This is a genomic window from Pseudomonas sp. FSL R10-0056 (genome assembly GCF_009600105.1).
In the GTDB taxonomy this organism is placed as follows: domain Bacteria; phylum Pseudomonadota; class Gammaproteobacteria; order Pseudomonadales; family Pseudomonadaceae; genus Aquipseudomonas; species Aquipseudomonas bubulae.
In genome coordinates this window covers 56523-77850 of record NZ_WIWL01000248.1, presented here as the reverse complement: position 1 = coordinate 77850, position 21328 = coordinate 56523, and the positions used below count along the sequence as shown (strand labels likewise).

Here is a 21328-nt window from a genome sequence, read left to right as displayed (position 1 = left end):
ATCAATTCAGTCAGATCAGCGCTGGCCGGGCAGGCCTGCCCACTGCACCAGCAACGCTTCAAGCAACAGATCACGGTTGAGGTTGGCCTTGCTCAAGACCTTCTGGCGCTGGGCAAGAATCCAGTCCTGAATAGTCAGGACTTTGTCCTGCGCAGTCTTCTGCGCCAGGTACTGCAGCACTTTGCGCATGTCCTCCAGCCCGAGACCGTCCTCGTCCTGAGTCAGTTGATAGCGCAGGATCAGGTTCGACCAGTCGCAAAACCAGTCAAAGAGCAACAGCAGCGGGATGGCTTTCCAGCTTTCAGCCAACTGACTGGCCGACAACTCGCGCTTGAGCAGTTTTTTAACCCCCTCAACCACCGCCGCACGCTGCTCGCGCGCACCCTGGGCCTGCAGCTTGACGGCCACCAGGGGGGAACCGGCTGCCAGAGTCAGTAATTCGACCCGCTCGGCCTCAGGGATATCGGGCAGCGCATGGGCCAGCCATTCAAGGCTCAGCGCTTCACTTGGCAACGGGCAGGCCTGCTGCACACAGCGGCTGCGAATGGTTGGCAGCAACCGGCTGGACTGATGACTGACCAACAGCAAGACAGTGTTGCCCGAGGGTTCTTCAAGGCTTTTGAGCAAGGCGTTGGCGGCGTTGATGTTCATCGCCTCCACCGGCTCGACCAGCACCACCTTGCGCCCGCCCAACTGGGCGGTCTGCACCACAAAACTGACCAGATCACGCACCTGGTCTACCTTGATCGCCTTGTCAGCCTCTTCAGGTTCAAGAATGTAGTTGTCGGGGTGACTGCCCGCCGCCAGCAACGAACAGGACTTGCACGTACCGCAAGCCTCAAGCCCGACCGGCTGTTTGCACAGCAGGCTGGCCATCAGCCGCTCGGCCAGCGCCCGCTTACCGATGCCCGCCGGGCCGTGCAGCAGGTAGGCATGAGCGTGCTGCGCGCGCCCGGCCATCTGCTGCCACAGGCCGTCTTGCCACGGATAAGCCTCAGCCACGGTGCATGCCCAGCAATTGCGGCAACAGGGCGTCGAGCTGGCCCTGCACCTGCTCCAGGGTTTGTGCGGCATCGATCAGGCGGTAGCGCCCGGGCTCAAGCCTGGCACGTTCAAGGTAGGTACTGCGCACGGCGTCAAAGAAGGTGCGGCCTTCCTGCTCAAAGCGGTCGAGGCGACCGCGGGCACTGGCACGGGCCATGCCGACTTCGATGGGCAGATCGAACACCAGGGTCAGATCCGGGCGCAGAGCCCCCTGAACAAAGGTCTCCAGGGTTGCGATGCGCTCACGGGGCAAGCCCCGGCCACCGCCCTGATAGGCATAGGTGGCGTCGGTAAAGCGATCACACAGCACTACTGCACCACGGGCCAGCGCCGGGCGAATGACTTCGGCCAGATGCTGGGCGCGGGCAGCGAACACCAGTAACAGCTCGGTATCGGCACACATAGCGTCGTCGCTGGGCGTGAGCAGCAGCTCGCGGATGCGCTCGGCCAGCGGCGTGCCGCCAGGTTCGCGGGTCAGCACCACGTCGATGCCTGCGGCGCGCAAACGCTCTGCCAGGTACTCGCGATTGGTACTTTTGCCCGCGCCTTCGGGGCCTTCCAAGGTAATAAACAAGCCAGTCACAAGCGGCAATCCTTAATCAGTGTCTTTCGGACTTTACGGCTCGACCGGGGCGCTTGCCGGTTCAGCAGCGGGGGTCGGCGCAGGGCTCGAACGATAATCGGCCCGACGTTTGATCTGGAATTCACGCACAGCAGAGTTGTGCGCATCCAGGTCATCGGAAAACGTGTGGCTGCCATCGCCCTTGGCCACAAAGTACAGGCTGGTGCCATCCGCCGGGTGCAGTGCGGCATAAATGGCCTCACGCCCGACCATGGCAATCGGTGTCGGCGGCAGACCGGGAATGGTGTAGGTGTTGTACGGCGTAGGCTCGCGCAAATGGGCGCGGGTCAGTTTGCCGTTGTATCGCTCACCCAGACCGTAGATCACCGTAGGATCGGTTTGCAGTGGCATGCCGATTTTCATCCGACGCACAAATACTCCGGCAATTTGCCCACGCTCTTGTGGCACGCCGGTTTCTTTTTCCACCAGGGAAGCCATGATCAGCGCCTGGTATGGCGTTGTATAGGGTACGCCCGGGTCACGCTGCTCCCATTCCTGGGCCAGCACTTTATCCAGACGGTCGTAAGCCTTTTCCAGCAACTGGGCATCGGTCATCCCACGCACAAAACGGTAGGTATCAGGGAAAAACCGCCCTTCCGGGAATACCCCTTCGTGCCCGAGTTTGGCCATGACTTCGCTGTCGCTCAGGCCGTCGAGGGTCTGTTCGATTTTTTCGTGTTTGGCCAGGGCGCTACGCACCTGGCGAAAGTTCCAGCCTTCAACCAGGGTCAGGCTGTATTGCACCACCTCACCACGCTGCCACACACCGATCAACTCCTGGGCGGTCATGCCCGGAGTCATGCGATATTCGCCGCTGTGCAAAGGCTGGCCTTCAAGGTTAAAGCGCCAGTAAAGACGCAGCCAGAATGCGTCTTGCAGGGTACCGTCAGCTTCCAGTCGATTGAACGTGCCAGTCGGCGTGGCGCCGGCCGGGACATCGAGCAATTGCTCTTGCGTCAGGTTCAGCGGCTGGTCGAGCGCCGAGTTGAGCTTCCAGGCGCTGACGCCCAGCAGCAAGCCCGCCAGCACCAGACCTGTCTCCAGCAGCACCAAGATTTTACGTTTCACGAATCAGACATCCAGTAAGGTGCGAGCAATACCTTGCAGTTTACGGGTCAGCGGCCCCACCGGCCAGCTAAGGTCTGCAAAAGCGCGCACCGGCCAAATGCCATATACGCTGTTGCAGAGAAAGAGTTCATCGGCCTGTTGCAACTGCGCAAGGCTGATATCGGTAACATGGCAAGGGATGCCCAGGCGCCCGGCCTCGGCCAGCAGTGCAGCCCGCATCACGCCAGCCACACCACAGCGGCGCAGGTCGGCAGTCAGCAAAACGCCGTCACGCACAATAAACAGATTGCTGAACACACCTTCAACCACCCGCCCCGAGGTGTCGCGCATCAACCCTTCGGCACAGGCCGGGTCTTGCCATTCGGAGCGCGCAATGACCTGTTCAAGTCGATTGAGGTGTTTGAGCCCGGCCAATAGCGGTTGCTCGGCCAGACGGGTGGCACAGTCGAACAGGGTGATACCGTGCAGCGCATTGGCTTCAGGCCAGGCAGCCGCCGGGCTGGCTTGCAGAATTCTTCGAGGCATGGCCCCGGGGGATATACCATAACCGCGCTGGCTGTCGCCGCGGGTCAGGATGAGCTTGAGGACGCCCTCGCCCATCGCGTGGGCGTAAGCCAGCAATTCGCTGCGGATCAGTGCTTGATCCGCAACAATCGCCAGCCGGGAACACCCTTGCGCCAGGCGCTGCAGGTGCAGCTCCAGCAGCAACGGCGTGCCAGCCTTGACGGCGATGGTCTCGAACAGTCCATCGCCATAGGCCAGCCCACGGTCTTTAAGCGACGCCAGGGCGCTCGCCGGTTGACCGTCGACCCAGCTTTGCATTACTCGGCGTACCGGCGGAACACCAGCGAGCCGTTGGTGCCACCAAAACCGAACGAGTTGGACAGCACCACATCGATCGGCATTTCGCGCGGCGTGTGCGGCACGAAATCCAGGTCGCAGCCCTCATCAGGCTCGTCGAGGTTGATGGTCGGCGGCGCAATCTGGCTGTTGATGGCCAGTACGCTGAAAATCGCCTCGACTGCACCGGCGGCACCCAACAGGTGACCGGTCATGGACTTGGTCGAACTCACGGCCAGGTTGTAGGCGTGATCGCCGAACACCGACTTGATCGCCGAAACTTCTGCCAGGTCACCGGCAGGCGTCGAGGTGCCGTGGGCGTTGATGTACTGCACCTGATCAGGGTTGACCCGGGCATCACGCAAGGCATTGGTGATGCAGCGTGCCGCACCCGCACCGTCAGCCGGAGGCGAGGTCATGTGGAAAGCGTCACCGCTCATACCAAAACCGATCAGCTCGGCGTAGATGGTCGCGCCACGCGCCTTGGCATGCTCGAGCTCTTCGAGCACCAGCGCGCCGGCACCGTCGGACAGCACAAAACCGTCACGGCCCTTGTCCCACGGACGGCTGGCCCGGGTCGGGTCGTCGTTGCGGGTCGACAGCGCACGGGAAGCACCAAAGCCGCCCATGCCCAGACCGCAAGCAGCCATTTCTGCGCCACCTGCAATCATCACATCGGCTTCGCCGTAGGCAATGTTGCGCGCCGCCATGCCAATACAGTGCGTACCGGTGGTACAGGCTGTGGCGATGGCGTAGTTAGGCCCCTGTGTACCCAGGTGGATAGACAGAAAGCCGGAAATCATGTTGATGATCGAGCCCGGCACAAAAAACGGAGAAATCCGTCGCGGGCCTTGCTCGTGCAGGGTACGGCTGGTTTCTTCGATATTGGTCAGACCGCCAATACCCGACCCCATTGCCACACCGATGCGCTCACGATTGGCGTCGGTAACTTCCAGGCCGGAATTGCGCACAGCCTGAAACCCGGCTGCCAGACCGTATTGAATAAACAGGTCAAGTTTTCGGGCTTCTTTGACGGAGAGGTAGTCCTCAACGTTAAAGCCCTGTACCGAGCCGCCAAAACGGGTGGAATAGGCAGAAAGATCCGTGTGTTCGATCAGACCAATGCCACTACGGCCTGCCAGAATGCCTTGCCAGGTGCTCGGAACATCCGCACCCAGTGGCGACAACATCCCCATACCGGTGACTACGACGCGTCTACGCGACACAGCACTCTCCTTTATTCTATTGACGACACTTTGCATCACACCTAAAGAAAAAACCGCACGCCAGAGCGGCAGTGCGGTTTTTCCATGACAGCGAGCAACGATTACAAACTATTACGCCTGGTGGCTAGTAACGTAGTCGATTGCTGCTTGTACAGTAGTGATCTTTTCAGCTTCTTCGTCAGGAATCTCAGTCTCGAATTCCTCTTCCAGAGCCATCACAAGCTCAACGGTGTCAAGGGAGTCGGCACCCAGGTCTTCAACGAAGGAAGCGGCATTGGTCACTTCTTCTTCTTTAACGCCCAGTTGCTCGGCAACGATTTTCTTGACGCGCTCTTCGATGGTGCTCATACCTTGTTTTCACTCCTAATGGACAAATTCAGGCAGCTGGCCAGTGGGCAAGTGTATCGAAAGCCTTTTCGGTTTTTCAACTGAAAGCTTTGCACTCACCCCGCAACAACCGGCCACCTATAAAAAGATTGCAGCTTTATAACGGATTTTAGACAGCTCGTATGACATTTTTTTGAAGCAATCCGTCACATTTAACTCATGTACATCCCGCCGTTGACCGGAATTGTAGCCCCGGTCACGTAGGCTGCACCGTCGGATGCCAGGAAAGCGACCACGTTTGCGATCTCTTGAGCCTGGCCCAGACGGCCCAGCGGAATCTGCGTCTGCAAAGCTTCGCGCTGTGCTTCTGGCAGCTCACGGGTCATATCGGTATCGATAAAACCTGGAGCGACCGAGTTGACAGTGATCGAGCGAGAGCCCACTTCACGTGCCAGAGCACGACCGAAACCTTCAAGGCCTGCCTTGGCGGCGGCGTAGTTTACTTGGCCAGCGTTGCCCATGGCACCCACAACAGAGCCAATATTGATAATTCGTCCCCAACGGGCCTTGGTCATGCCGCGCAAAACACCTTTGGACAGGCGATACAGACTGTTCAGGTTGGTGTCGATGACATCATGCCATTCGTCATCTTTCATGCGCATCATCAGGTTATCACGGGTGATACCGGCATTATTGACCAGGATCGCCGGCGCGCCGAACTGCTCCTGAATGCTCGCCAGTACCGCAGCAACCGATTCATTGCTGGTCACGTTGAGTTCCATGCCAGTGCCCTGAACACCGTTTTCTTTCAGGGTGGCAGCGATGCGCTCGGCACCGGATGCGGAAGTCGCCGTGCCAATGACAATGGCGCCCTGACGACCCAACTCCAACGCGATAGCCTGGCCAATGCCACGGCTTGCGCCTGTTACCAGTGCAACTTTACCTTGCAAGCTCATGCAGGCTTCTCCTGATTCAGACCAGAGCCAAGCGCGCAGCGGCGAAGGCATCCGGGGTATTCAAATTGTGAGTGGTAACGCCTTCGGCACAGCGCTTGCTGATGCCCACCAGGACCTTGCCCGGACCGCACTCGACCAGGTCAACCGGACCATTGGCCGCCAGGGCCTGAACCGATTCAACCCAGCGCACAGGCTTGTACAGCTGCTCAAGCAAATCGCGCTTGAGGGTTGGCAAATCGGCTGCCACCGCGGCGCTGACATTCTGCACCAGGGCAATGGCCGGCATTTTCCAGTCGATCGCTTCAATGGACTCGGCAAAACGCTCGGCAGCTGGACGCATCAGTTCGCAGTGCGACGGTACGCTTACCGGCAACGGCAAGGCACGCTTGGCGCCCTTGGCCTTGCACAGTTCCATGGCGCGTTCGACAGCGGCCTTGGCCCCGGCAATCACGACCTGACCCGGCGAGTTGAAGTTGACCGCGCTGACCACTTCGCCTTGCGCAGCTTCAGCACAGGCAGCCAGTACATCGGCATCTTCCAGACCCAGGATCGCCGCCATGGCGCCCTGCCCGGCCGGTACGGCCTCTTGCATCAACTGGCCACGACGCTCGACCAGCTTGACCGCCTCGGCCAGGGTCAGGCATTCGGCGGCCACCAGCGCGCTGTACTCGCCCAGGCTGTGGCCGGCAACGAAGTCAGGACGCTTGCCACCTTCAGCCAGCCACAGACGCCAAAGGGCAATCGAGGCCGCAAGGATGGCAGGCTGGGTGATATCAGTCTGGTTCAGCTTCTCGGCAGGACCTTCCTGGGTCAGCGCCCACAGGTCGTAACCCAGGGCGTCAGACGCTTCTTTAAATGTTTCCAGGACCAGCGGATGTGCCGCGCCCAGCTCGGCCAACATGCCGAGGGACTGCGAACCCTGCCCTGGAAAGACGAATGCGAGGGATGTAGACATGTAACAAGCCCCTAATGATCTTGTCGTCGGAGAATTGACGTCCTGCCGTGGCGGACGCAAGAAACTGACAGTTGGATGGCTGATTGGACCGGGCGGTCACATTTAAGCGCCCGACCGCTAAAACGCCTACGGCAACAACCCTTCAAGGCGCCCATACAAACGCTTTGGCAGGTCTTCATGGATTTCAATCAGCGCACGTTCAATTGCACTTTGAAAGCCCTGAGCACCTGCCGAACCGTGACTCTTGACCACAATGCCCTGCAAGCCGAGAAAGCTCGCACCATTATGCCGCGCCGGCGCCAGATCCGCCTGCAAGCGCCGCATCAACGGCAATGCCAGCACGCCCACGAAGCGACTGAACAGGTTGCGCCTGAACACCGCCTCAAGCCGGCTCGAAATCATCGTTGCCAGGCCTTCGCTGGACTTGAGCATGATGTTGCCGACAAACCCGTCACACACCACCACATCAGCTTCGCCCCGATACACCCCGTCGCCTTCGACAAAACCGATGTAATGCAACCCCGGCGCCGCCTGCAACAATGCCGCCGCCTCCTTGACCTGCTGATTGCCCTTGACGTCCTCGGTACCGATATTGAGCAAGGCGACCCGCGGACGAGGCACACCAAGCGCCTGCGCCGCCACCGAGCCCATCACCGCAAACTGGAACAACTGACTGGCCGTGCAATCGACATTCGCCCCCAGATCCAGCAACTGACAGTAGCCGGTCTGGGTCGGAACTGCCGCCACCATCGCTGGACGGTCGATGCCCGGCAAGGTCTTGAGCACATGCCGGGACAAGGCCATCAGCGCCCCCGTGTTACCGGAACTGACACAAGCTTGCACCTTGCCATCACGGAGCAACTCCAGAGCAACGCGCATGGACGAGTCCGGCTTGCTGCGCAGGGCATGGGAAGGCCGCTCATTCATGGCAATGACTTCTGAAGCCGGGACAATCGACAGGCGCGAGCGATCCACAGCCGAATGGCCAGCGATCAGGGATTCAAGTAGGGAAGGTTGACCAACGAGGGTCAGATGCAGCGAGGGAGTAGCAGACAGGCAGGCAATACAGGCCTGAACAATGCTGCGGGGACCGAAGTCCCCGCCCATTGCGTCGATCGCGATGACCTGAGCGGACAAGTGATTACTCGTCAGCGCCCTTGTCGATCACTTTACGACCACGGTATACGCCTTCTGGCGATACGTGGTGACGCAGGTGAATTTCACCGGTGGTTTTTTCTACAGACAGAGTGCTAGCCGAAAGAGCATCGTGCGAACGACGCATGTCACGGGCAGAGCGGGATTTTTTGTTCTGCTGAACAGCCATAATTGATTAACTCCTAAACGTTTGGGTCACGCTTTAACTGCGCCAATACACTGAACGGGTTGGACCGCGTTACCTCGTCCTCGCCTGGTTCGGGCTCATCGAGACCCGCCGGCTGCTGGCATTCTTCCGGATGATGAGCAGGCACAATGGGCAAGGCGAGCAAAAGCTCCTCCTCGATCAGTGCATGCAGATCCAATGGATCTTCGCCCAGTTCCAGCACGTCATAACCTTTCGGTAACGACTGGGTATTCGCACCCTCTTTCACCACGGCGTAACTGCATTCGCTGTGGATCGGCAGGGTGACCAGCTCAAGACAACGCTGGCAAACCATCTTGACCTCGACGTCGATGGAGCTGTGTATTACCACAGATCTACGTTCGTCGCGCTCAAAAACAAATTTAGCCTGGACCGTACCGACATCGTCGGAAAGCGGATCGCAGAGTCTCTCCAAATCAGCCAGCAACACTTCACCTTGAAGGGTAGTGCCACGATCAGCCAATTTGCGCGGGTCAACGTGAGGTGGAATCGGGTCATTCAACATAGGCGCAGCATTCTAGGGAGGACCCCTTCACGTGTCAAAGGAAATTGTGTCTGTGCGACATTGCGTACGAGCATTAGAATCGTCAACTGCCTACAGGAGTCGCGCATGCTACCTTTATTACTCGCTTCAAGCTCGGTTTATCGCCGCGATTTATTGTCTCGCCTGCGTCTGCCCTTCACGTGCAGCTCGCCGGATATCGACGAAGGCCATCATCAAGGCGAGACCGCCATCGAACTGGTCAAGCGCCTGTCACTGGAAAAAGCCCGCGCGCTGGCTGCCAGCCATCCGAATCATCTGATTATCGGCTCGGACCAGGTTGCCGTACTCGACGGACGGATCATCGGCAAACCCCACACTCACGAAAAAGCGCACCAGCAATTGACCACGGCAAGCGGTGCCAGCGTCAGCTTCCTGACCGGCCTGACCCTGCTCAACAGCCAGACCGGCCATTATCAGACCGACTGCGTACCGTTTACCGTACATATGCGCAGCCTGAGCGCAGAGCAGATCGAGCGTTATCTGCGCGCCGAGCAGCCCTACGACTGCGCAGGCAGCTTTAAAGCCGAAGGGCTTGGCGTGAGCCTGTTTCAGCGCACCGAAGGCGATGACGCCACCAGCCTGGTCGGCCTGCCACTAATCCGACTGGTGGACATGCTGCTTGCCGAGGGCGTACACCTGCCATGAATAAGCCGGGCACTCTGTAGATACTCTGTTGCAGGTCAAGCCCTATTGTGGGAGCGAGCCTGCTCGCGAACGACCTTCGCGAGCAGGCTCGCTCCCACAGTTGCAGTGTTCCTGCAGCTGCCGAGGAACGAAGACTGCTTTCGGCGGCGAAGCCGTCGTAAACCCGATGATCGCAATTCGACCGACGCACCGCGCCAGCTGATTTCACGACGGCTTCGCCGCCGAACGCAGCCTCGCTCCTTCGGCAGCTGCTACGCGACATAGAGCCTCTAAACTTTTTGCCAGCCATAAAAAAACCGGCCCTCTTTCAGGCCGGCTTGTTTGAAGCACTCAACAATCAGCGCAGCGTCGGCCCCTGAAAGCCCATCCACATGGCCAATTGCTCAGCCACGCTGGCACCGAGCTTTTTCGAGAAGCGGTCGAAAGCCGATTCCTGCACCGTGAAGTCCACCAGCTCCTTGGCGCCGATCACGTCACGGGCAACCGAACTGGTATTGCCCAGCCCGTCAATCAACCCCAGCGGCAGCGCCTGCTGCCCCGTCCAGACCAGGCCCGAGAACAGCTCCGGGTGCTCCTTGTCTTTCAGGCGATCGCCACGCCCCTGCTTGACGCTGTCAATGAACTGCTGGTGCGTCACATTCAACACACCCTGCCAGAACTTGGTCTCATCCGGCTTTTCCGGCTCAAACGGATCCAGGAACGCCTTGTGGTCGCCCGACGTGTAAGCACGACGCTGAATACCCAGCTTGTCCATCGCACCGACGAAACCGAAGCCTGCCGCCGTCACGCCAATCGACCCGACGAGGCTGGCCTTGTCGGCGTAGATCTCATCAGCAGCACTGGCAATGTAATAAGCCCCGGATGCCCCCAGATCGGAAATCACCGCATACACCTTGGTATCGGGATGCAGCCCACGCAGGCGACGGATTTCATCGTAGACATAACCCGACTGCACAGGACTGCCGCCCGGGCTGTTGATGCGCAGCACCACCCCCTTGACCCGCGGATCGTCAAACGCCGCCTGCAGGCTGGTGACCAGATTGTCGGCACTGGCCGGCTCCTTATCGGCAATCGGACCACGCACATCGATCAGCGCGGTGTAGCTGGAACCGCCGACAGCGCTGCGCTCCATACTCACCAACGGGGTAAACAGCAACAACACCGCAATCAGGTAGCAGAACATCAACACCTTGAAGAAAATGCCCCAGCGTCGCGAGCGGCGCTGCTCCTGAATGCCCGCCAACAGGGTTTTTTCCAGCAACTGCCAGCTTTTGTCACCACCGACAGTGTTTTCAGCCGCAGAGGGCGCCTTCCATTGATCGACCATGCACTACCCCAGCAAAGATCTTAATTAGCCTGGCGATCAAGCCAGGCACGCAACTCGGGAAAACTGTCAATTGCCAACCGGGGCTCGAACGTCAGCAAGCGCTCCATCGATTGAGCACCATAGCCTACCGCAACCGAGTCGATACCCGCATTGCGCGCCATCAGCAAATCAAAGGACGCATCACCCACCATCAACGCCTGCTGCGGACACACATCGCAATGAGCCAGGATCTGATTGAGCATCAACGGATCAGGCTTGCTGGCGGTCTCGTCTGCAGCACGGGTGATATCGAAGAAATCCTCCCAGCCGTGGGCCTTGAGCACACGATCAAGGCCACGACGGGCCTTGCCCGTGGCCACCGCCAGACGATAGCCCTGGGCACGGAATGCTTCCAGCGATTCCCGGACTCCCGCAAACAACGGCGAAGGCTCGGCATCCATGGCGATATAAATATCGGCATAGTGCTGGCGGAAGGCAATCACCTGCTCCGGGGGCATGTCGGGGTAAAGGGTCAGGATCGCCTCAGGCAACCCCAGACCGATAATCCCCTTGACCGCCTGCGCATCACGTACCGGACGCCCCGCACGTTGCGCCGCACCCTGCATCGCCGTGACAATCCGACCAATGGAATCAGCCAGCGTGCCATCCCAGTCAAAAATGAGCAGCTTGTACTCAGTAAGGGGCACTCAGACGCTCCACGGTTTTGGCCCACATTTCATCGACCGGGGCCTGGAATTTCATTTCAGTCCCATCGGGCATCGGCACGGTCAGCATGTAGGCATGCAGAAACAGGCGCTTGCCGCCCAGGTCGCGGATTTCCTTGGAGAACCCCTCATCACCGTACTTGCTGTCGCCGGCAATGCAATGCCCGGCATGCAGGGTATGCACACGGATCTGGTGAGTACGCCCGGTAATCGGTCGCGCTTCGACCATGGTTGCAAAATCACCAAAGCGGCGCAGCACCTTGAACACAGTGACCGACTCTTTGCCTTCGTCTTCGTTGACTTCAACCATGCGCTCACCCGAACGCAAGTTGCTCTTCATCAGCGGCGCACGCACCTGCTTGATGGACGCCGCCCAGTTGCCACGCACCAGAGCCATATAACGCTTGTCGATACCGTCGCCGCGCAGGGCCTCGTGCAAATGACGCAACATGCTGCGCTTTTTGGCGATCATCAGCAGGCCGGACGTGTCACGGTCCAGGCGATGCACCAGCTCCAGCTCCTTGACGTCTGGGCGCATCTGACGAAAGGCTTCAATCACGCCAAAGGTCAGGCCGCTGCCGCCGTGCACGGCGATGCCTGCTGGCTTGTTCAATATAATCAGGGCCTTGTCTTCATAGACAATGGCCGCTTCAAGGCGCAGCAACAAACCCTGGGCCACAGGCACCGGCTCGTCGCGCTCAGGCACGCGAACCGGCGGCACGCGCACGATATCGCCGGCCTGCAGCTTGTACTCGGGCTTGATCCGGCCCTTGTTCACACGCACTTCGCCTTTACGCAAAATGCGGTAAATCAAGGTCTTGGGAACACCCTTGAGCCGAGCAAGAAGGAAGTTGTCGATGCGTTGGCCGGCATATTCCGGCGAGACCTCAAGCAGCTGGACGCTGGGGGTCGGGGGGGTAGTCGTCGTCATGCCGTGAATGATAACAATTTTTTATGGAATTGAAGCACTTAATCATTGCTGCTATAGTCGCGAACGCCGCCAAAAGCGGCCTGGACAGAGGATTAACGGTGAACAACCGGCCCTGACCAACGCTCTTGATCAGGACGCGAGGCCGTCCTACGGGGCTTTTGCTGGATACGCAAGACCTGGAGTTGTAACAAGCGCAGGTGACATGAGGCCTGAAGCGAGCCTGGAAAGCAGAGTGCAAACTCGCCTTTTACGCCGATATTCACGGCCAGTTCACAAAGTGCAGTCAGCCTCGGGAATTTCGAGCGAATGCTTCGGAAACAACGCCTTTATTAGCCATGATGCGTGAACTCCCCTTTGGAGAACACGGTAAATGCCAACCCGCTGCGGATTCTGCGCGCGGCAGCACCCGAATTATCAGGGATACGTGTAGGGTGGAGATGCACAACCGCCGGACTGTGTAGCAATAGGCTTTATCAAGACGCTTCATCTCGTCCACAGCCGCCGGTTGATTCCTCCTCCTGACCAGACTTTTGCTTAAGAGGTGCATTAGCACCACAGCAAGCAGGAAGCGTAAGTCGCGACTTCGCCCCCAAGGGTCGAACCTCGCTGTACACAGGAGTGGCCAACAACTCCTGACGCACCTGACACCGACCATGAGAAGTCGTGTGTGCCGAACGCCGTTTCCGGTAGCCCGGAAACCGACGGTACAACATGAAAAGAATGCTGATTAACGCAACTCAACCTGAAGAGTTGCGCGTTGCACTGGTAGATGGCCAACGCCTCTACGACCTGGACATCGAGTCGGGTGCTCGCGAGCAGAAGAAAGCCAACATCTATAAAGGCCGTATTACTCGCATCGAACCAAGCCTTGAGGCTGCCTTTGTCGATTTCGGCTCCGAGCGCCACGGCTTCCTGCCCCTCAAAGAAATCTCCCGCGAGTACTTCAAGAAAGCCCCTGAGGGCCGCGTCAACATCAAGGACGTCCTGAGCGAAGGCCAGGAAGTCATCGTGCAGGTCGAAAAAGAAGAACGCGGCAACAAGGGCGCAGCCCTGACCACGTTTATCAGCCTCGCCGGCCGCTACCTGGTCCTGATGCCAAACAACCCGCGTGCAGGCGGTATCTCCCGCCGCATCGAAGGTGAAGAGCGCAACGAACTGCGTGAAGCGCTGAACGGCCTGATCGCTCCTGCCGACATGGGCCTGATCGTTCGCACTGCCGGCCTTGGCCGCAGCAGTGAAGAAATGCAGTGGGACCTCGATTACCTGCTGCAACTGTGGACCGCCATCAAAGAAGCCTCGCTGGATCGCGCCGCACCCTTCCTGATCTACCAGGAAAGCAACGTGATCATCCGCGCCATCCGCGACTACCTGCGCCAGGACATCGGCGAAGTGCTGATCGACAGCGTTGAAGCCCAGGACGAAGCCCTGACCTTTATCCGCCAGGTGATGCCGCAGTACGCCAGCAAAATCAAACTCTACGAAGACAGCGTTCCGCTGTTCAACCGTTTCCAGATCGAAAGCCAGATCGAGACCGCTTTCCAGCGCGTCGTTGAACTGCCTTCCGGCGGCTCCATCGTTATCGACCCGACCGAAGCCCTGGTGTCCATCGACATCAACTCGGCCCGCGCCACCAAAGGCAGCGATATCGAAGAAACCGCACTGCAAACCAACCTTGAAGCGGCGGAAGAAATCGCCCGCCAGTTGCGCCTGCGCGACATCGGCGGCCTGATCGTCATCGACTTCATCGACATGACCCCGGCCAAAAACCAGCGCGCCGTGGAAGAAAAAGTCCGCGAATGCCTGGAAGCCGACCGCGCCCGCGTACAAGTGGGTCGTATCTCGCGCTTCGGCCTGCTGGAAATGTCCCGTCAGCGTCTGCGCCCATCCCTGGGTGAAAGCAGCGGCATCGTTTGCCCGCGCTGCAACGGCACCGGCATCATCCGTGATGTTGAATCGCTGTCGCTGGCGATCCTGCGCCTGATCGAAGAAGAAGCCCTGAAGGACCGCACTGCCGAAGTCCGCGCCCAGGTGCCAATCCCGGTTGCAGCGTTCCTGCTCAACGAAAAACGCAACTCGATCACCAAGATCGAACTGCGTACCCGTGCCCGCATCGTCATTCTGCCGAACGACCACCTCGAAACGCCGCACTTCGAAGTTCAGCGCCTGCGTGATGACAGCCCGGAAGCCCACACCAACCAGTCCAGCTATGAAATCGCTGCCGCTGCCGCTGAAGTGGAAGAAGTTCAACCGGCTGCTGCCACCCGCACCCTGGTTCGCCAGGAAGCCGCCGTTAAAACAGCACCGCCACGCACCTCGGCACCGGTTCCGACCGAAGCCGCTGCTGCTGCCGCACCTGCTCCTGCACCGGCGGCCACCATCGCCGAGCCAAGCCTGTTCAAGGGCCTGGTCAAGTCGCTGGTAAGCCTGTTTGCCTCCAAGGAAGAGCCTGCAGCACCGACCGTAGTCGAGAAGCCGGCAACCCCTGAGCGCCCTGCACGCAACGAAGAACGTCGCAACGGTCGCCAGCAGAGCCGTAACCGCAACGGTCGTCGTGACGAAGAACGTAAACCGCGCGAAGAGCGTGCTCCACGTGAAGAGCGTGCCGCTCGCGAACCACGCGAAGAGCGCAGCCCTCGCGAAGAAACTCCGGTTGTGGCTCAAACTCCTCGCGAAGAGCGCGCACCGCGTCCACCGCGCGAAGAACGTGCGCCGCGTGCACCACGTGAAGACCGCAAGCCGCGTGGCGAACGCGAAGAGCGCGTACGTGAACTGCGCGAGCCTCTGGATGCAGCACCAGCCGTAGCCGCTGTGGCCGCTACCACTGCTGTAGCTGAAGAGCGCCCAGCCCGTCAGCCGCGTGAAGAGCGCCAGCCGCGCGCACCTCGCGAAGAACGTGCGCCACGCGAAGAGCAGGTTGTAGCTGCCGCTGAAGACGAAGAAGTGCTGAACGGTGAAGAGCAGTCCCAGGACGAGACCCAGGACAACGCCGAAGGCGATCGTCCACGTCGTCGCTCCCGTGGCCAGCGTCGTCGCAGCAACCGCCGCGAGCGTCAGCGTGACGCCAACGGCAACGTGATTGAAGGCTCGGAAGAGAACAGCGAAGAAGGCAACAGCCAGAACGCTCCTGCAACCACCTCTGAAGCAGCCGTCGTGGCCGTGACTGAAACCGTTGCCAGCCAGGTCGTCAGCGCTCCTGCTGAAGCCCAGGCGCACCAGCAGGCAGAACGCGCAACAGAAGTGGCCCAGGAATCGGCCCCAGCTGACACCGTGGCCGTCGTTGAAGCTGACAAGGAAATTGTGGCTGTCGAAACACCTGCGGCCCAGGCCCCAGCTGTTGAAACCGCTGGCGAAGCAGCAACCAAAGTAGAAGCAGTCGCTGCCCAGGCACCGACCACTGAAACGCCTGTTGTTGAAACTCCAGTAGTAGAAGCACCGGTAGTAGAAGCGCCAACAGTAGAAGCAGTGACGCCGATCGAAGCCGTCAAGGCGCCTGAAGTTGAAGTTGCACCAGCTCAAGAAGCACAGCCTGAAGTCCAGGCCGTTGCCCAGCCGGTTGCAGCGACTCCAGAGCCAGTGGTTGAAGCCGTGGTGGAAGCACCAGCGGTCGAAACTCCGGTTATCGAAAAAGCACCGCATGCCCGCGAAACCCGCGTTGTGCGCGCGCCAGTAGCAGAGCCTGCCGTTACTGAAGCCGTAGCAGAGCCTGTTGCCGCACCTGAAGTGGTAACCGTTGAAGCCGCGGTCGAAACGATAGTAGCCGTAGAGCCGGCCCCCGTTGAGACTGTTGTGACAACTGAAGTGGTTGAGGTAGTGGTTGCAGCAACTCCGGTTGTCAGCGCCCCAAGCAACGGTCGCGCACCTAACGACCCGCGTGAAGTACGTCGTCGCAAGCGTGAAGAGGCAGCTGCTGCAGCGGCCGCTCAGGCAACTGCGCATGAAGGCGTAGCCCAGGAAAAGGCACACGAGGATAAACCCCTCGCCTAATTCCAAAGGCCATTAAAAAGCCCCGCCAGTTCTGAACTGGCGGGGCTTTTTTTATGCCTGTGAGGTAAATCAAAAAGGCCAGAACGAGCGACGACCTCTCTCCAGCTCACCGCGACATTGGCCAAGCTGTGCACCATAGGTTTTGGACTGCTGCTCGACTTTACGCGCCACCTGCATCAACCAGGGTTTGGCGCGATAGGTATTGCGACTGTAACCCCCCCTGCCCTCGTGATACGCCAGGTACTGGTTATAGGTATCCCACTTGGAGATCCCCAATTGACGCTGGGTACCCGCGGTGTACCAACCGATAAACATGATGGCGTCAGCGAAATTGTCGCGCGCCCCGGAACTGCCCATGCTGTTTTCAAAGTCACGCCATGCCGGAGGCTGAGCCTGTGCATAGCCGTAGGACGGGCTGACCCGGCCCCACGGGATGACCCACAAAAGGTAAGCACGAGGCGGAAGCGCATCGGCAACGAAGCTGCTTTCCTGCTTCATGATTGCCATCGCAACATGCACAGGCGTGCCCCAGCGCTCCTGCATCGCTACCGAGTCTTTGTACCAGGCCGGATATTGCCTATAGATACTGCACAGGTTGTTTTGATCTTTGGGCGGAGCAGTGACACAACCGGTCAACGTCACCAGTGCCAACGCCAGCGCCCCTGCCGGTATGTGCTTCATTGATAGTCCAGACCGCTAATACAGGTTGGGCTCCATCTCCAGCTGCACCGCAAAGCGCTGCTCGATATCTGCCTGAATACGCTGCGCAAGGGCCAGCAACTGCAAACCGGTAGCCGACCCATAGTTGACCAGCACCAACGACTGCAGGCGATGCACTCCGGCATCCGCCTCACGAAAGCCCTTCCAGCCTGCAGTTTCGATCAGCCAGCCCGCCGCCAGCTTTACCTGGCCATCGGCTTGTGGGTAACCAATCAGGCCGGGGTGGGCCAATTTCAATTCCGCCGCCAGGCTTGCCGATACCAGCGGATTCTTGAAGAAGCTGCCGGCATTGCCCAACACCGCTGGGTCAGGCAGTTTTTCGCTGCGGATACTGCAGATAGCCCGACTTACATCACAGGCCGTCGGCTGCTCAATGCCCTGCTCGGCCAGGCGCTGACGCACAGGGCCGTACTCCAGATGCAGATGCATGGCCCTGCTCAGGGCAAAGCGCACACGCAAAATCAACCAGCGCCCGGCCTGCTGCTTGAACAGACTGTCACGATAGGCAAAGTTGCATTCGGCCAGACTGAACTCACGCAACTCGCCGGTTTGCCGGTCGAGCGCTGTAAGGCCTGCGAATACATCCTTGATCTCGACCCCATAGGCGCCGATATTCTGCATCGGCGCGGCACCCACGGTGCCAGGGATCAGGCTGAGGTTTTCCAGGCCCGACAAGCCCTGCTCAAGGGTCCACAGCACGAAGGCATGCCAGACCTCCCCCGCTTCAGCCTCCACCACTACCCGCTCGCCATCATCTTCCAGCAAGCGGATACCGCGACTGGCCATGCGCAAAACCAGCGCTGGCACATCACCAGTCAACAGCAGGTTGCTGCCGCCGCCAATCACCAGCAACGGCAACTTGTGCTCAGCCGCACACAGCAAGGCCTGGCGCACATCATCATCGTTGTGCGCCTGGGCAAACAGGCTGGCCTTCACATCAACACCAAAGCTATTGAAGGGCTTGAGCGACGCATTGACCTGCATGTCCAAACTCATGACTCCAGCAAACGCCGAACGCGCTCAAGATCTTCCACGGTATCTACCCCGGCAGGCGGAGCTTCAAGCACATCGGCCACGTGAATACGCACACCATGCCACAGCGCCCGCAGTTGCTCGAGGCGCTCGGTGTTTTCGAGCCAGCAAGCCCCCCAGCTGACGAAGTCATGCAGGAAGCCAGCTCGATAGGCGTAGATGCCGATATGTCGACGGTAAGGCACGCCTGCTGGCAGTGCGTCCGGGTGCAGTGCAAAGTCATCCCGCGCCCAGGGCAACGTGGCCCGGCTGAAGGTCAGCGCCAGCCCGTTGATATCACTGACCACCTTGACCACATTGGGATTGAACAGCGTCTCGACATCATCGATAGGCTCGGCCAGGGTCGCCATGCTCGCCTCGCCATGGGCCGCCAGGTTGAGCGCAACCTGATCGATCACCTGTGGCGGGATCATCGGCTCATCGCCCTGCACGTTAACCACGATGGCATCGCTGGCCAGACCCAGTTGCGTAGCCACTTCGGCCAGGCGATCAGTGCCGGATTCATGGTCGGCACGGGTCAGCAGCACCTCGGCGCCGAACGCCTTGCAGGCCTCGACAATACGCATATCGTCAGTGGCAACGACCACACGTTGCGCGCTGCTTTTACAGGCCTGCTCCCAGACATGCTGGACCATCGGCTTGCCGGCGATCATTTGCAGCGGCTTGCCCGGTAAACGGGTCGAGGCATAGCGCGACGGGATAACGACGGTAAAAACCGGGATCATTTATCCAGACGCTCTTCGGCAGTGAGGGTGCGGGCTTCGGTTTCGAGCATTACCGGAATGCCATCACGGATCGGGTAAGCCAGGCCTGCGCCCTTGCTGATCAGCTCGGTCTTGTCGGCGCTGAGCTTGAGCGGGCCTTTGCAAACAGGGCAGGCGAGGATATCGAGCAGCTTGGTGTCCATAAATGTTCCCCTTGAGATGAGTTAGGGTAAAAGACGATCAGGTAAAAAACGCAGCAATTGTTGGTCAAACCACAACACAAAGGCCTCGGAAGGCACTGCATCAACAGCCAGATACCACCAGTCGGATGACGCGAAGTCACGGCACTTCACCGCGTCCTTTTCGGTCATGACCACGGGTAATGATGGCGAGAAATTCAATATTTCGGCGCTATAAGGCGCGTGATCAGCAAACGCATGAGCAATTGGCCGCCAGTGTAGCGTTTCAAGGGTGGTGAAGAAACGCTGCGGGTTGCCGATACCGGCGACCGCATGCAGAGCCTGCTGCGCAGGAAAAAAGTCCAGCGCCTTGCGCTCCCCACTCACCAGATTCACCAGTGCGGTGGGTTGCAACGCAAAGGCAAAACCGCCCTGCGGGTCGCTGGCAGCGCCGTTATAGAGCACCGCGTCAACGCTCTGCAGGCGCTCGACCGGTTCGCGCAGCGGCCCGGCAGGCAGGCAACGGCCATTACCCAGGCCTCTGGCATTGTCGATCAACACCAGCTCCAGATCCCGCGCCATACGGTAGTGCTGCAACCCGTCATCCGACAGGATCAGGTCCAGCGGCTCGCTGGCCAGTAGCGCCTTGATCGCCCGACTGCGGTCGGGATCGATCATCAGGGGCACACCGGTGCGCTGCACGATCAGCAAAGGTTCATCCCCCGCCTGCACAGCACTTTGCTCGGCGCGTACACGCCACGGCAGTTGCGGCGGGGTCGCGCCATAGCCGCGACTGACCACGCCAACGCGCAGTCCCTGGCGCTGACAGTGCTCTATCAGCCACAGGATTAATGGCGTTTTGCCGGTGCCGCCGACCGTGATGTTCCCCACCACGATCAACGGCACCGGCGGGCGATAGATCTCGCCCTCACCGGCGACAAAACGTGCCCGCTTGCGCTCAACCACCCGTCGGTAGAGGCATTCGAGTGGTCGCAACAGGATCAGCAGCGGATGCCCGGCATACCAGGCACGCAGTAAACGATCGGACATGGCCATCAGGGAGTCGTCTGCGCCTCAACCGTGGTCATGCGCAAATGGCTAAAGCCGAGCTTGCCGGCCGCGTCCATCGCGGTGATGACCGCCTGATGTTGCGTTTTGCCATCGGCGCTGATCGACAGCGGCAAACGGGTATCGCCACCGGACTCTTTCTGCAGGGCCTCCATCAGGCTGGCCAGATCATTCTTGGGCAACAACTGGTTATTCACCGAGAAAACCCCGTCTGCGCTGATGGCGATATCCAGTTGCTTGCCATTCTGCTCATCGCTGGGTGAACCGCTGACAGCCTCCGGCAGATCGACGCGCAACTGGGTTTCGCGGGTGAAGGTGGTGGTCACGACAAAAAACAGCAACAGGATAAACACCACGTCAATCAATGACGCGAGGTTGATATCAACTGTTTCCCGTGGCTTGCGGCGAAATTTCACGCTTTACTCCCGACCATATCGACTTCACGGTCGCCCTGAACCACTTCAACCAGCTTGATTGCCTCCTGCTCCATGCCAACCACCAGGTCGTCAACACGACGCTGCAGGAAACGATGGAAGAATACGGCCGGGATACCCACCATCAGGCCTGCGGCCGTGGTGATCAGCGCCTTGGAAATACCACCCGCCAGCACCGCAGCATTGGAGGTCATTCCCGAGCCCATGAACGAGCTGAAAATATCGATCATGCCCAGCACCGTACCCAGCAGCCCCAGCAAGGGCGCCATTGCGGCAATGGTGCCCAGGGTATTGAGGTAGCGCTCAAGCTCATGAATAACGCGCGCGGCGGCCTCTTCAATGCACTCTTTCATGATTTCGCGACCATGACGGGAGTTGGCCAGGCCCGCGGCAAGAATCTCACCCAGAGGCGAATCGGCACGCAATTGCTTGAGTTTTTCCTTGTCCATTTGCTTGTCTTTGATCCAGACCCAGACCTGACCGAGCAGATGCTCCGGGGTCACGCGACTGGCACGCAGGGTCCACAGACGCTCGACAATAATGCCCAGCGCGGCAACAGAGCTCAGAATGATCGGCAACATCATCCAGCCGCCGGATTTGACCAGTTCCCACACAGTGACAATCCCCTCGAAAAAGTGTGCCACTCTACCACAGGGGC

The 21328-nt window shown here is 59.6% G+C and carries 23 protein-coding genes; 2 read left to right on the top strand and 21 right to left on the bottom strand.

Features of this window, described 5'->3' with window-relative positions; genetic code table 11:
• Positions 1-15 precede the first annotated feature (15 nt).
• The 11 genes from GHO42_RS25465 to GHO42_RS25415 all read right to left on the bottom strand — a co-directional run bounded on the left by GHO42_RS25465 (position 16) and on the right by GHO42_RS25415 (position 8903).
• Positions 16-1002 (bottom strand): DNA polymerase III subunit delta', encoded by a 987-nt coding sequence (locus GHO42_RS25465; protein WP_178126977.1) that lies wholly within the window; start codon positions 1000-1002, stop codon positions 16-18.
• Complete coding sequence (gene tmk, locus GHO42_RS25460; protein WP_095003159.1) at positions 995-1627, bottom strand: dTMP kinase; 633 nt, start codon at positions 1625-1627, stop codon at positions 995-997. Before tmk ends, GHO42_RS25465 begins: the two co-directional genes overlap by 8 nt.
• 33 nt (positions 1628-1660) lie before the next feature.
• Positions 1661-2734, bottom strand: a complete 1074-nt coding sequence (mltG, locus tag GHO42_RS25455; RefSeq protein ID WP_178126976.1) for an endolytic transglycosylase MltG — start codon at positions 2732-2734, stop codon at positions 1661-1663.
• 3 nt (positions 2735-2737) lie between these two features.
• A complete protein-coding gene (gene pabC / locus GHO42_RS25450; protein WP_153327750.1) occupies positions 2738-3556 on the bottom strand; it encodes an aminodeoxychorismate lyase in 819 nt (272 codons plus the stop codon).
• A complete protein-coding gene (fabF, locus tag GHO42_RS25445; RefSeq protein WP_029611296.1) occupies positions 3556-4800 on the bottom strand; it encodes a beta-ketoacyl-ACP synthase II in 1245 nt (414 codons plus the stop codon). The genes pabC and fabF overlap by 1 nt, the downstream gene beginning before the upstream one ends.
• Positions 4801-4911: 111 nt before the next feature.
• Positions 4912-5148, bottom strand: coding sequence for an acyl carrier protein (acpP, locus tag GHO42_RS25440; RefSeq protein WP_016779952.1), 237 nt, complete (start codon positions 5146-5148; stop codon positions 4912-4914).
• 191 nt (positions 5149-5339) lie between these two features.
• Positions 5340-6083, bottom strand: a complete 744-nt coding sequence (gene fabG, locus GHO42_RS25435) for a 3-oxoacyl-ACP reductase FabG (RefSeq protein WP_016779951.1) — start codon at positions 6081-6083, stop codon at positions 5340-5342.
• Positions 6084-6099: 16 nt separating this feature from the next.
• Positions 6100-7038, bottom strand: a complete 939-nt coding sequence (gene fabD / locus GHO42_RS25430) for an ACP S-malonyltransferase (RefSeq protein ID WP_095003156.1) — start codon at positions 7036-7038, stop codon at positions 6100-6102.
• A 126-nt stretch (positions 7039-7164) separates the two neighbouring features.
• The gene (gene plsX / locus GHO42_RS25425) at positions 7165-8175 is read right to left on the bottom strand and encodes a phosphate acyltransferase PlsX (RefSeq protein ID WP_095003155.1); all 1011 of its coding nucleotides are present in this window, start codon (positions 8173-8175) and stop codon (positions 7165-7167) included.
• Between the two features lie 4 nt (positions 8176-8179).
• Positions 8180-8362 (bottom strand): 50S ribosomal protein L32, encoded by a 183-nt coding sequence (gene rpmF, locus GHO42_RS25420; protein ID WP_003442519.1) that lies wholly within the window; start codon positions 8360-8362, stop codon positions 8180-8182.
• Positions 8363-8375: 13 nt separating this feature from the next.
• On the bottom strand, positions 8376-8903 hold the full coding sequence (locus tag GHO42_RS25415; RefSeq protein ID WP_016779948.1) for a YceD family protein: 528 nt from the start codon (positions 8901-8903) through the stop codon (positions 8376-8378).
• Positions 8904-9008: 105 nt separating this feature from the next.
• Between GHO42_RS25415 and GHO42_RS25410 the strand changes: the two genes are divergently transcribed.
• On the top strand, positions 9009-9587 hold the full coding sequence (locus GHO42_RS25410) for a nucleoside triphosphate pyrophosphatase (RefSeq protein ID WP_095027229.1): 579 nt from the start codon (positions 9009-9011) through the stop codon (positions 9585-9587).
• 337 nt (positions 9588-9924) lie between these two features.
• Here GHO42_RS25410 and GHO42_RS25405 read toward each other — a convergent pair whose 3' ends face one another.
• Genes GHO42_RS25405 through rluC form a run of 3 tightly spaced genes read right to left on the bottom strand, consistent with a single transcriptional unit; the run spans position 9925 to position 12549 of the window.
• Entirely contained in the window at positions 9925-10914 is a 990-nt protein-coding gene (locus GHO42_RS25405) for a S49 family peptidase (RefSeq protein WP_095003152.1), read from the bottom strand.
• 20 nt (positions 10915-10934) lie between these two features.
• Entirely contained in the window at positions 10935-11600 is a 666-nt protein-coding gene (locus tag GHO42_RS25400; protein WP_095003151.1) for an HAD-IA family hydrolase, read from the bottom strand.
• Positions 11587-12549 carry a 23S rRNA pseudouridine(955/2504/2580) synthase RluC gene (gene rluC / locus GHO42_RS25395; protein ID WP_095003150.1) on the bottom strand — a complete coding sequence of 321 codons (963 nt, stop codon included), beginning with the start codon at positions 12547-12549 and terminating at the stop codon, positions 11587-11589. The genes GHO42_RS25400 and rluC overlap by 14 nt, the downstream gene beginning before the upstream one ends.
• A gap of 720 nt (positions 12550-13269) precedes the next feature.
• Between rluC and rne the strand changes: the two genes are divergently transcribed.
• Positions 13270-16533: a ribonuclease E gene (gene rne / locus GHO42_RS25390; RefSeq protein ID WP_153327746.1), complete on the top strand. Its 3264-nt coding sequence runs from the start codon at positions 13270-13272 to the stop codon at positions 16531-16533.
• Positions 16534-16602: 69 nt separating this feature from the next.
• Here the strand turns inward: rne and GHO42_RS25385 are convergent, their stop codons facing one another.
• The 7 genes from GHO42_RS25385 to GHO42_RS25355 are packed head-to-tail and all read right to left on the bottom strand — an operon-like array spanning position 16603 to position 21284.
• Positions 16603-17214: a hypothetical protein gene (locus GHO42_RS25385; protein WP_178114956.1), complete on the bottom strand. Its 612-nt coding sequence runs from the start codon at positions 17212-17214 to the stop codon at positions 16603-16605.
• A 15-nt stretch (positions 17215-17229) separates the two neighbouring features.
• A complete protein-coding gene (gene murB / locus GHO42_RS25380) occupies positions 17230-18249 on the bottom strand; it encodes a UDP-N-acetylmuramate dehydrogenase (RefSeq protein ID WP_095003148.1) in 1020 nt (339 codons plus the stop codon).
• Entirely contained in the window at positions 18246-19010 is a 765-nt protein-coding gene (gene kdsB / locus GHO42_RS25375) for a 3-deoxy-manno-octulosonate cytidylyltransferase (RefSeq protein WP_153327744.1), read from the bottom strand. Before kdsB ends, murB begins: the two co-directional genes overlap by 4 nt.
• Positions 19007-19192: a Trm112 family protein gene (locus tag GHO42_RS25370; RefSeq protein WP_086796064.1), complete on the bottom strand. Its 186-nt coding sequence runs from the start codon at positions 19190-19192 to the stop codon at positions 19007-19009. Before GHO42_RS25370 ends, kdsB begins: the two co-directional genes overlap by 4 nt.
• A gap of 21 nt (positions 19193-19213) precedes the next feature.
• Positions 19214-20224, bottom strand: a complete 1011-nt coding sequence (gene lpxK / locus GHO42_RS25365) for a tetraacyldisaccharide 4'-kinase (RefSeq protein WP_153327742.1) — start codon at positions 20222-20224, stop codon at positions 19214-19216.
• Positions 20224-20652 carry a biopolymer transporter ExbD gene (locus GHO42_RS25360; protein ID WP_095003145.1) on the bottom strand — a complete coding sequence of 143 codons (429 nt, stop codon included), beginning with the start codon at positions 20650-20652 and terminating at the stop codon, positions 20224-20226. Before GHO42_RS25360 ends, lpxK begins: the two co-directional genes overlap by 1 nt.
• Entirely contained in the window at positions 20649-21284 is a 636-nt protein-coding gene (locus tag GHO42_RS25355) for a MotA/TolQ/ExbB proton channel family protein (RefSeq protein ID WP_095003171.1), read from the bottom strand. Before GHO42_RS25355 ends, GHO42_RS25360 begins: the two co-directional genes overlap by 4 nt.
• Between the last annotated feature and the right edge of the window lie 44 nt (positions 21285-21328).